Source organism: Nocardioides islandensis (assembly GCF_015352455.1).
GTDB lineage: Bacteria > Actinomycetota > Actinomycetes > Propionibacteriales > Nocardioidaceae > Nocardioides > Nocardioides islandensis.
Genome location: NZ_JADKPN010000016.1, coordinates 114,833 through 125,822 on the forward strand (window position 1 = coordinate 114,833; position 10,990 = coordinate 125,822).

Genomic DNA, 10,990 nt, shown 5'->3' on the forward strand with positions numbered 1-10,990 from the left:
CCGGTCTGACAGGATCCTCCGCATGTCCGTGGTCCGCGACGTCGACGCACCCCGTCCCTCCGCCGAGCAGGTCAAGCAGGCGCCCAAGGCGCTCTTGCACGACCACCTCGACGGCGGGCTGCGGCCACAGACGGTCCTGGAGATCGCGCGCGAGATCGGCCACGGGCTGCCCGCGGACGACGCGGACTCGCTGGGTCGCTGGTTCGCGGAGTCGGCGGACTCGGGCTCCCTGGTGCGATACCTCGAGACGTTCGACCACACCGTCGCGGTCATGCAGCGTCCCGACGACCTCACGCGGGTCGCGCGCGAGTGCGTGGAGGACCTGGCCGAGGACGGGGTGGTGTACGCCGAGGTGCGCTACGCCCCCGAGCAGCACGTCACCGGCGGCCTGGCCCTCGACGAGGTGGTCTCGGCCGTCCAGCGCGGGTTCGACGAGGGCATGCAGCAGGCCGGCGGACGGATCGTGGTGCGCCAGCTGCTGACCGCCATGCGGCACCAGGCCCGCTCCCGCGAGATCGCCGAGCTGTCGGTCGCCTGGCGAGACCGCGGGGTGGCCGGGTTCGACATCGCCGGCGCCGAGGCGGGGTACCCGCCCACCCGGCACCTCGACGCGTTCGAGTACCTCCAAAGGGAGAACTCCCACTTCACGATCCACGCCGGCGAGGCCTTCGGGCTCCCGTCCATCTGGCAGGCCATTCAGTGGTGCGGTGCGGACCGGCTGGGCCACGGCGTGCGCATCATCGACGACGTGACCGTGGACGGTGACCGCGTGGAGCTGGGCCGCCTCGCGGCGTACGTGCGCGACATGCGCATCCCGCTGGAGATGTGCCCGCACTCCAACATCCAGACCGGCGCCGCCGCGTCGATCGCCGAGCACCCGATCGGCCTGCTGACCCGGCTGCGGTTCCGGGTCACCGTGAACACCGACAACCGGCTGATGAGCCAGACCTCGATGAGCAACGAGATGAACGCGCTGGTCGACGCCTTCGGCTACACCCTCGAGGACCTGCGCTGGTTCACGATCAACGCGATGAAGTCGGCGTTCCTGCCGTTCGACGAGCGGCTGGCGATCATCGACGACATCATCAAGCCGGGGTACGCCGAGCTCGGCGCCGTCTAGCGCCAGACGGGCGCGACGTTCTTGGTGTACCCCCGCCCGAAGACGTTCTTCAGGATCGTCAGCACCGGTCCGGGCACCTCACCCTTCAACGTGGCATGGGCGGCGGGGTCGCCACCGTCGAGCATCCAGGCGAAGAACTCGCCGCCCTCCTTCGGGCCGACCCGCGCGAACTTCTTGCCCATCTCCTTGACGACCGGGTCGTCCTGCTTGGCGAGGTACACCGGCTCGATCTCGCGCTCCTCGTGGTCGAGGTGCTCCTCGGTCACGGTCTTGAGCTCGCCCATCGCGGTGGCCGCGGTCTGCGCGTTGGCGGCCGTCGGTGCGGCACGCAGGGCCGTCATCGCGCCGCGGGCTGCTGCCAGCCGCTCGGCCATCACCTCGTGCTCGGCGTCCATCTGGTCGATCGTCTGCTGGGTGACGCCGACCCGGGCCAGCGCCGGCCAGGCGATCTCGTGCTCGCCCTCGTGGTGCTTGGTGAGCTGGAAGTCGAAGTTGTCCCAGGCTCGTCCGAGCTCCTCGGCTCGACGAGCGTCGCCGTCGGTGAACCGGCCCAGCGCGGAGAGGAACCGGTCGAGGTCGCGACGGAACGCCGCATGGATCGCCTTGTTCATGCTCATGGTGGCCACCCGCGCACCTTAGGCGTTCAGCCCCGGAGCGTCACGCATCCGGCGTCACGACGAACCACGGGACGTCCCAGCCGGCGATGCCGACCTTCCTCCCCGTGAACGCCGGGCGGGCGAGCTCGCTGAGCCGACCACGGGCCGGGTCGAACACGCGCACCGTCCCGGCCGACGTACGGTCCACGACCAGCACGACGTGGCGCGGCACCCAGGTGCTGCCGATGAAGATCGAGGACACGCGGTGGGCGTCGCCCGCCTCCAGCAGTCGCTCGAAGCCCGCGGTCAGGTCCGTGCGGGCGACGTGCCAGGAGTACGGCGCGACCGAGCCGTCGGCGGCGGGGGTCGCCGAGAGCTGACGGGCGACCGCCCAGGGCGGGGTGCCGAACGCCTTCGGCCACGGGATCTGTGCGTGCCCGCTGATGTCGGCGAGGCCGGTCACCCGGGCGTGCATCGCCATCGTCTCGGCACGGAACCGCTCCTTGAGCCGGGCGTCTCCGGCCACGGTACGGGCGTGGGTGAGGTCGCTGCCGCCCTCGACGTACGCGGCGTACGCCGGGTCGCCGAGCATCCGGGCCACCACCAGCGCCGTGGGACCGCAGGTCCGCTGGTCCGGCTGGACGAACAGGTCCCAGGGCTGGGCGGCCAGGTCGTCAGGCATCGGCCGAGGTGTGCGTCACCAGGGCGGACACCGCGGCGTACGCCTGGTCGGGGGAGACGGGCTCGCAGCCCAGGGCGACGGCGTGCTCGACCACGCGCTTCTGGTCGCGCATCAGCGCGAGACCGCGGCGGACCGCGACGAGGGGCGGCTTGCGCTGCTCGCGGAGGTCGCGGGTCAGCCGCCGCCAGAAGGTGACCACCCGGTGCTGGCGGACGCAGTACGCCGCGGCGAGCTGCCCACGCTCGCGCGCGGGACGCACGACCTCCTGCGCGAAGATGCCCTCGGCGACGAAGTAGCGGCTGCCGCCGAGCTCGACCACATGGCTGCCGCGCCGTTGGCTCAGGCCGATGTCGTAGTCCGGCACCTCGGTCCTGCCGTCGGAGCACAGCTGCTCGATCGCCTCCAGCGCGTCGTCGGGCAGCCAGGAGTCGGGGTGGTCCCAGTCGACCAGCCCGGCATTGGCGCCGGTCGTGATCAGCGGCAGCGTCGGGTCGCCCTCCGACTTGTAGAAGTCGTCGAGAGTCAGCACGGGGAGCCCGAGACGTTCGGCGAGACGGGACTTGCCGGCTCCCGAAGGGCCGGCCAGCACGATCATCCGCGCACGCACCTGGTCATCCTCCCACCGGTCCCGGGCGGCGCATATCCGGGCAGGCACGGAGGGCCCGCTGCGCGCTCCTCAGACGCCGATCGGGTGCCAGACGGTCTTGGTCTCCAGGAACGTGGTCATCCGCTCGAGGCCGGGGTCCAGGGACCAGTCGGGCTCGGTGTCGGGGGCGCGCAGGACGCGCTTGAGGTTGTCGGCCGCCGCCTCCTCCAGCAGGCGGGACTGCTCGGCGTCCCCGGCGTACCCGGTGAGGTCGAGGCCGTTGACGTCCATGTGCGCCGCGAGTGTCGGGGCGGTGTTGGACAGCTTGCCGGTGAGGATGTTCACCACGCCGCCGGGCATGTCGGAGGTGGCCAGCACCTCCGAGAACGTCACTGCCGGGAGCGGACGCTCGGGCGAGGCCAGCACGATCGCGGTGTTGCCGGTGACGACCACCGGCGCGACGACGGAGATCAGCCCCAGCAGTGAGGACTGCTGCGGCGCGACCACGGCCACGACACCGGTCGGCTCCGGGGTCGAGATGTTGAAGAACGGTCCGGCGACGGGGTTGGCGTTGCCGGTCACCTGGGTGATCTTGTCGGCCCAGCCGGCGTACCAGACGAGCCGGTCGATGCTGGTGTCCAGCGCCTTGCCGGCCTGGGTCGGCGTCAGCCCCTCGGACTGCCGCAGCGCCTCGACGAACTGCGGGCGACGGTCCTCCATCACCTCGGCGACGCGGTAGAGGATCTGGGAGCGGTTGTAGGCGGTCTTGCCGCTCCAGCCGCCGAACGCCGCGCGGGCGGCCTGGACGGCGTCGCGGGCGTCCTTGCGGGACGCCAGCGCGGCGTTGGCCACGAACTTGCCCCGGGCGTCGTCCACCACGTAGCTGTGGCCGGACTCCGACCGGGGGAACTGCCCGCCGACGTAGAGCTTGTAGGTCTTCCGGACGTCGACCCTGGCTGTGGGGCTCACTGCTCGACACCACCCTTCAGGTATGCCGCGAGGCCGTGGCGGCCGCCCTCGCGGCCGTAGCCGGACTCCTTGTAGCCGCCGAACGGGCTGGTCGGGTCGAACTTGTTGAACGTGTTCGCCCACACCACGCCGGCGCGGAGCTTGTTGGCCATGTGCAGGATCCGCGAGCCCTTGTCGGTCCAGACGCCGGCGCTGAGTCCGTACGGCGTGTTGTTGGCCTTCTCGACCGCCTCGGCGGGCGTGCGGAACGTCAGCACCGACAGGACCGGGCCGAAGATCTCCTCACGGGCGATCCGGTGGGCCTGCGTGACGTTGGTGAAGACCGTCGGCGGGAACCAGAAGCCGTGCTTGGGCAGCTCGCACGGCGGCGACCAGCGGCCGGCGCCCTCGGCCTCGCCGATGTCGGACAGCTCGCGGATCTTCGCCAGCTGCTCGGCGGAGTTGATGGCGCCGATGTCGGTGTTCTTGTCGAGCGGGTCGCCCACGCGCAGGGTGGCCATCCGCCTCTTCAGCCGGGCCAGCACGTCGTCGGCCACGGACTCCTGCACCAGCAGCCGCGAGCCGGCGCAGCAGACGTGGCCCTGGTTGAAGAAGATGCCGTTGACGATGCCCTCGACGGCCTGGTCGAGCGGCGCGTCGTCGAAGACGATGTTGGCCGCCTTGCCGCCCAGCTCGAGGGTGACCTTCTTGTGGCTTCCCGCGACCGCCTTCGCGATCGCCTTGCCGACCGCGGTGGAGCCGGTGAACGCCACCTTGTCGACGTCCGGGTGGCCGACCAGGGCCTGGCCGGTCGCGCCGGCGCCGGTGATGATGTTGACGACGCCCGGCGGCAGGTCGGCCTGCTGGCAGATCTCGGCGAACAGCAGCGCGGTCAGCGGCGTGGTCTCGGCGGGCTTGAGCACGACCGTGTTGCCGCAGGCGAGGGCGGGCGCGATCTTCCAGGCCAGCATGAGCAGCGGGAAGTTCCAGGGGATGACCTGGCCCGCCACTCCCAGCGGCGTCGAGCCGTAGCCGGAGTACTCGAGCTTGTCCGCCCAGCCGGCGTAGTAGAAGAAGTGCGCGGCGACGATCGGGATGTCGACGTCGCGCGTCTCCTTGATCGGCTTGCCGTTGTCGATGGACTCGAGCACGGCCAGCTCGCGGCCGCGCTCCTGGATGATCCGCGCGATCCGGAAGAGGTACTTCGCGCGCTCGCTGCCGGGCATCCGGCCCCACACCCGCGTGTAGGCGCGACGGGCGGCCTTCACGGCGTTGTCGACGTCGGCCTCGTCGGCCTCGGCGATCTCGGCCAGCACCTCCTCGGTGCTCGGCGAGATCGTCTTGAACGACTTGCCGTGCCCGTCCACGAACTCGCCGTTGACGAACAGGCCGTACGACGGCTTGATGTCGACGATCGCCCGGGACTCGGGCGCCGGGGCGTACTCGAACGCGGTGCTGGTCTTCTTGGCTGCCATGGCGAATCAGTCCAGGGTGAAGTAGTCGGGACCGGAGTAGACGCCGGTCGTGAGCTTGGTGCGCTGCATGAGCAGGTCGTTGAGCAGCGTGGAGGCGCCGAAGCGGAACCAGTCGGGGTCCAGCCAGTCGTCGCCGGCGATCTCGTTGACCATCACGAGGTACTTGATGGCGTCCTTGGTGGTCTTGATGCCGCCGGCCGGCTTGACGCCGATCTGCTGCCCGGTCTGCTCGCGGAAGTCGCGGACGGCCTCGAGCATCACCAGCGTCACCGGCAGCGTGGCCGCGGGCTGGACCTTGCCGGTCGAGGTCTTGATGAAGTGGCCACCGGCCATCATCGCCAGCCAGGACGCGCGACGGACGTTGTCGTAGGTCTGCAGCTCGCCGGTCTCGAAGATGACCTTGAGGTGCGCCGGGCCGCAGGCCTCGCGGACCGCGACGATCTCGTCGTACACCTGCTTGTAGCGGCCCGACAGGAACGCGCCGCGGTCGATGACCATGTCGATCTCGTCGGCGCCCGCCTGCACGGCGTCCTCGGTGTCGGCGAGCTTGATGTCGAGGGCGGCGCGACCGCTCGGGAACGCCGTCGCCACCGCGGCGACGTGGACGCCGCTGGTGCCGAGGGTCTGCTTCGCGACGGCGACCATGTCGGGGTAGACGCAGACGGCGGCCGTCGCCGGGCAGGTCGGGTCGGCCGGGTCGGGGTGCATGGCCTTGGCGGACAGCGCCCGGACCTTGCCGGGGGTGTCCTGGCCCTCCAGGGTGGTCAGGTCGACCATCCGGATCGCCAGGTCGATGGCCCAGGCCTTGGCCGTGGTCTTGATGGAACGAGTCCCGAGCGAGGCGGCACGAGCCTCCGCGCCGACCTGGTCGACGCCGGGGAGTCCGTGCAGGAACCGGCGCAGGGTGTCGTCGTTCCGCGTGATGTCTGCGAAATCGGCGCCCCCAGCCGATGCCAAATGGTTATCGATGGTGGGCGAGCTCGTCACCCGGTCAAGCATAGGGTTGGCGGACGACCGCGGCGGAATCAGCAGTTTTCCGAGGAGGGCGAGCGATGAACCGGGATGCGGGCCGGACCAACGGGTCGAGCCAGGGCAACGCCGAGGCGGGGTACGTCGAGAAGTTCCCGCCCACCAGTGGCCGGATCATGGGCATCCTGGCCGTCGGCCTCGCCGTGGCCACCATGGTGTACGCCGCGTTCGACGGGGAACGCGGTTTCGAGGCACCGGTCGCCTGGGGGGCGGCGTTCGCCGCGATCCTCTCGTACGCCGCGCTGCTGCGGCCCGCCGTACGTGTCGAGAAGGACGAGCTCGTCCTGCGCAACATGCTCGACACCCACCACATCCCGCTGGCGGCCGTCGACGAGGTCGCCGTCCGCCAGGTGCTGGCCGTCCGCGTCGACGAGAAGCGCTACGTCTCGCCGGCCATCGGCCACTCGTTCATGCGGACGATCCGTCCCAAGACCGAGCGCGGTGGGGAGAAGACGTTCACCTACCAGGAGTACGTGCGGGACCGGATCCTCGACCTGGCCGACGGCGCCCGCCGCCGCCTCGCCGGCGGCGACCCGCCGCCGGCTCGACGTACCTGGGCGCTCCTCGAGCTCGCCGGCCTCGCGGTCACCGCCATCGGCCTGGTCCTCGCCCTCGCTCTCGGCTGAACACGCCGGTCGAGGAAGGCGCCCTGGCGCCTGTCGCGCGACCCGCCGGGATGTCGGCGGATGCGTTGCGGGGTCTCGTGACGGGACTTCGTCCCTCCTCGACCAGCGGGTTCGTGCTCGGCTGCTTTTCGCTGGTCGAGGAAGGCGCCCTGGCGCCTGTCACGAGACCCGCCGGGATGTCGGCGGATGGGTTGCGGGGTCTCGTGACGGGACTTCGTCCCTCCTCGGCCGGCGGGTTCGTGATCGGCTGCTTTTTGCTGGTCGAGGAAGGCGCCCTGGCGCCTGTCACGAGACCCGGTGGGATGTCGGCGGATGGGTTGCGGGGTCTCGTGACGGGACTTCGTCCCTCCTCGGCCGGCGGGTTCGTGATCGGCTGCTTTTCGCTGGTCGAGGAAGGCGCCCTGGCGCCTGTCACGAGACCCGGTGGGATGTCGGCGGATGGGTTGCGGGGTCTCGTGACGGGACTTCGTCCCTCCTCGACCGGCGGGTTCGTGCTCGCTGCTTTTTGCTGGTCGAGGAAGGCGCCCTGGCGCCTGTCACGAGACCCGGTGGGATGTCGGCGGATGGGGTTGCGGGGTCTCGTGACGGGACTTCGTCCCTCCTCGGCCGGCGGGTTCGTGGTCGGCTGAGGGTCTGCTGGTCGAGGAAGGCGCCGTGGCGCCTGTCACGAGACCCGGTGGGATGTCGGCGGATGGGTTGCGGGGTCTCGTGACGGGACTTCGTCCCTCCTCGACCAGCGGTACGTCAGATGCCGAGGGCGTGGCGGACGTCGGCCTTGATGGCGTCCAGGCGGCCGGCGGCGGAGATGCGGGCGGCGTCGACGCCGTCGTCGGGGTGCACGGGGATGACGACCTCGAGGTAGGCCTTCAGCTTCGGCTCGGTGCCCGAGGGGCGGACGACGACGCGGGCGCCCTCGGCCAGCCGGTACCGCAGGCCGTCGGTCGGCGGCAGCGACTCGGACCCGAGTGACAGGTCCTCGGCCGTCTCGACGGCCAACCCGCCCAGGGACGTGGGCGGGTGGTCGCGCAGCCGCTCCATCGCCTGTGCGATCAGCGTGAGGTCGGAGACGCGGACCGACAGCTGGTCGGTGGCGTGCAGCCCGTGGTGCTCGGCGATGTGGTCGAGGACGTCGACGAGCGTGCGGCCGCGGGCCTTCTCGGCCGCCGCCATCTCGCACAGCAGGAGCAGCGCGGAGACGCCGTCCTTGTCCTTCACGTGCTCGGGGTCGACGCAGTACCCGAGCGCCTCCTCGTACCCGAACGCCAGGTCGGGCACGCGGCTGATCCACTTGAAGCCGGTCAGCGTCTCGGCGTACGGCTGCCCGTGCTCGGCCGCCATCTTGCCGAGCAGCGACGAGGAGACGATCGAGCAGGCGTAGGTGCCCTTCTTGCCCTGGTGCAGCAGGTGGTGCCCGAGCAGGGCGCCGACCTCGTCGCCGCGCAGCATCCGCCAGCCGTGCGGGCTGGGTACGGCGGCCGCGCACCGGTCGGCGTCCGGGTCGTTGGCCACGACCAGATCCACGTGGTTGGCCTCGGCCAGCGCCATGGCGAGGTCCATGGCCCCCGGCTCCTCCGGGTTCGGGAACGCGACGGTCGGGAACTCGGGGTCCGGCTCCTCCTGCTGCTCGACGACCGACGGCGCCTCGAAGCCGGCGGTCTCCAGCACCTGGAGCACCGACGTACCTCCCACACCGTGCAAAGGGGTGTACACGGTCCGCAAGTCCCGCGGCCCGTCGCCGGCCAGGCCGGCGACGGTGTCGAGGTACCGGTCGACGATGTCCTCGTCCAGGATCCTGCCGCCGTCACCTCGCGGGATCTCGTCGAGGGCCGGTACGGCGGCGATGCGGGCCGCGATCTCGGCGTCGGCGGGCGGCACGATCTGGCTGCCGTCACCGAGGTACACCTTGTACCCGTTGTCCTGCGGAGGGTTGTGGCTCGCGGTCACCATCACGCCGGCCACGCAGCCGAGCTCGCGGATCGCGAACGCCAGCAGGGGGGTGGGCAGCGGCCGCGGCATCACCAGCGCGCGCAGCCCGGCGCCGGTCATCACCTCAGCGGTGTCACGGGCGAAGACGTCGGAGTTGTGCCGCGCGTCGTACCCGATCACGACGGCGGCGCCCGCGGTTGCGCGAACCTGTCCTGAGCTTGTCGAAGGGTCCTTCAGGTACGCCGCGAGGCCGGCGGCCGCGCGGGTGACCACCACGCGGTTCATCCGGTTGGACCCGGCGCCGAGCGCGCCGCGCAGCCCGGCGGTCCCGAACTCGAGCGTCCCGTCGAACCGGTCCGCGAGCTCGGCCTCGTCGCGCGCCGAGATGAGCGCCTCGAGCTCGGCCTTGGTGAACGGGTCCGGGTCCTGGGCCGCCCACCCCTCGGCGCGCGCGAGCAGGGCGTCCAGCGAGTCACTCATGCGCGCAGGCTAGTGCCGCGCAGATGGATGAGCACGAGCCCACTCCACGGCGTACCCGACGAACGCCCGCGCGGCGGCGGCCTCCTCGGGCGACGGCGGGCGGTCCGGCTCCCACCCACGGATCCGCTCGTCACGTACCTGGGCCAGCAGCGGCCGCCACCGCGGGTCCAGCGAGCGCTGCGCCCACTCCAGCGCGCCGGCCTTGCTGGCCACCGCGGCGTTGGCGAGCGTGTAGAGGGTGCGGCAGGCGGTGACCACGGCGTAGCGCTGCGCCCAGGAGATCGCGTCCAGGTCGATCCAGCCGGCCAGGTCGTCGAGCAACGTGGGCAGCGCGGCGGCCGACTCCTGGCGCAGCAGGTCCTCGGGCACCGGCTCCATGAACGAGCGCGGTTCGGGACCGACCAGGGTGATGCCGTGCTCACGCAGGATCCAGCGGGTGTAGACGCGGTTGCAGTGGTCGTCCCACTCCAGGGTGCGGTGGCCGTGGTCGTTGAAGAGCCACGTCGCGCCCAGGTGCCGCACCGAGGCCAGCTCGTCGATGGGCGCGTACGAGCCCTCGATGTCGTGCGGCCAGTGACCGTCGCGCGTGGGGATCTCGTCGTGCACCTCACGGAGCGCCGCGACCTGCTCGTCGGTGAGCGGGCCGTGGGTGGCCGCGATCCAGTCGCAGTCGCTCTCCTGGTCGCCCGCGCCGAGCGCGAAGGAGCCCTGGATCCAGCCGCCGGCCAGGTCGTCGCCGAGGATCCGCTCCCAGTGGCCCACGAGCTCGGCCATCAGGTCGTCGAGGTCGGCGTACGGCGTCCAGACGGTCGCGGTCATCCGACTGACGGTAGGCGGTGCCATGCTCGGCTCCGTGACCGACCTCCCGCTCCCGCGCGACCTCGAGGCGCCGGTGGGTGAGCTGGTGCTCGAGCTCGCCGGCCACCTCGGCGAGCGGGCGACGGTCGACCTGTGCGTCGAGCTCCTCGAGGGCGCCGATCGCAACGACCACCCGGACGCCATGCCCTACCTCACCGGCGTCGTCTTCGACGAGACCTCACCGAAGTTCTACCCGTCGCAGTGGAAGGACTACTGGGTGCGCACGTGGGGCGCGCGAGGCCTGCTGTACGTCTGGCACGACTCCGCCGCGACCGCCGTCGTCGCAGGGCTGGACGACGAGCACTGGCGGCCGGCCGAGATGTGCCTGAAGGTCTCGACCAAGCGCGAGCTCGGCGAGGCCGGCCCGCGCGCGGCGGTCCTGGCCGTCGAGGGCGAGCTCCCGCGCGTGCGGGTGCAGGCGCTGCGCACGCTCGGTGCGGTCGGCGACACCGAGCACGTCGACGTCGTGCGCAGCTTGCTGGAGGACGAGGAGGCGCAGGTACGCCGCCAAGCGGCCCGCTCGCTCAGCCAGCTCGCCCGGCGACTCGACCTCGACGTGGCGCTGGACTAGACGGTATGGCGTGACCCGGTCGCGCAGACGGGGTTGCGGGTCGGGGCCTCACTCACAAATGGTCGTGGGTTACCGAGTAGGGGCTGCCTGCTC

11 protein-coding genes are annotated in these 10,990 nt (G+C 71.4%); 3 read left to right on the plus strand and 8 right to left on the minus strand.

What is annotated here, in order from left to right:
• Positions 1–22 precede the first annotated feature (22 nt).
• Positions 23–1,120, plus strand: coding sequence for an adenosine deaminase (locus ISU07_RS20850; protein ID WP_194708764.1), 1,098 nt, complete (start codon positions 23–25; stop codon positions 1,118–1,120).
• On the opposite strand, the gene ISU07_RS20855 is transcribed toward ISU07_RS20850, so the two are convergent.
• The 6 genes from ISU07_RS20855 to deoC all read right to left on the minus strand — a co-directional run bounded on the left by ISU07_RS20855 (position 1,117) and on the right by deoC (position 6,364).
• Entirely contained in the window at positions 1,117–1,737 is a 621-nt protein-coding gene (locus ISU07_RS20855) for a hemerythrin domain-containing protein (protein WP_228522338.1), read from the minus strand. The two genes, ISU07_RS20850 and ISU07_RS20855, sit on opposite strands and share 4 nt — an antisense overlap.
• 40 nt (positions 1,738–1,777) lie before the next feature.
• Positions 1,778–2,398, minus strand: coding sequence for a hypothetical protein (locus ISU07_RS20860; RefSeq protein WP_194708766.1), 621 nt, complete (start codon positions 2,396–2,398; stop codon positions 1,778–1,780).
• Positions 2,391–3,005, minus strand: a complete 615-nt coding sequence (locus tag ISU07_RS20865) for an ATP-binding protein (protein WP_194708767.1) — start codon at positions 3,003–3,005, stop codon at positions 2,391–2,393. Before ISU07_RS20865 ends, ISU07_RS20860 begins: the two co-directional genes overlap by 8 nt.
• A gap of 69 nt (positions 3,006–3,074) precedes the next feature.
• Complete coding sequence (locus ISU07_RS20870) at positions 3,075–3,953, minus strand: aldehyde dehydrogenase family protein (protein WP_194708768.1); 879 nt, start codon at positions 3,951–3,953, stop codon at positions 3,075–3,077.
• Complete coding sequence (locus tag ISU07_RS20875) at positions 3,950–5,407, minus strand: aldehyde dehydrogenase family protein (RefSeq protein WP_194708769.1); 1,458 nt, start codon at positions 5,405–5,407, stop codon at positions 3,950–3,952. Before ISU07_RS20875 ends, ISU07_RS20870 begins: the two co-directional genes overlap by 4 nt.
• Before the next feature lie 6 nt (positions 5,408–5,413).
• Entirely contained in the window at positions 5,414–6,364 is a 951-nt protein-coding gene (gene deoC, locus ISU07_RS20880; RefSeq protein WP_228522312.1) for a deoxyribose-phosphate aldolase, read from the minus strand.
• Positions 6,365–6,459: 95 nt separating this feature from the next.
• On the opposite strand from deoC, the gene ISU07_RS20885 reads away from it, so the two are divergent.
• Positions 6,460–7,062, plus strand: a complete 603-nt coding sequence (locus tag ISU07_RS20885) for a hypothetical protein (protein WP_194708771.1) — start codon at positions 6,460–6,462, stop codon at positions 7,060–7,062.
• A gap of 744 nt (positions 7,063–7,806) precedes the next feature.
• Here ISU07_RS20885 and ISU07_RS20890 read toward each other — a convergent pair.
• On the minus strand, positions 7,807–9,468 hold the full coding sequence (locus tag ISU07_RS20890) for a phospho-sugar mutase (RefSeq protein ID WP_194708772.1): 1,662 nt from the start codon (positions 9,466–9,468) through the stop codon (positions 7,807–7,809).
• Between the two features lie 9 nt (positions 9,469–9,477).
• Positions 9,478–10,287, minus strand: coding sequence for an aminoglycoside adenylyltransferase domain-containing protein (locus tag ISU07_RS20895; protein ID WP_194708773.1), 810 nt, complete (start codon positions 10,285–10,287; stop codon positions 9,478–9,480).
• 34 nt (positions 10,288–10,321) lie between these two features.
• Here ISU07_RS20895 and ISU07_RS24960 point away from each other — a divergent pair, with 34 nt between their 5' ends.
• Entirely contained in the window at positions 10,322–10,897 is a 576-nt protein-coding gene (locus tag ISU07_RS24960; RefSeq protein WP_194708774.1) for a HEAT repeat domain-containing protein, read from the plus strand.
• Positions 10,898–10,990 lie beyond the last annotated feature (93 nt).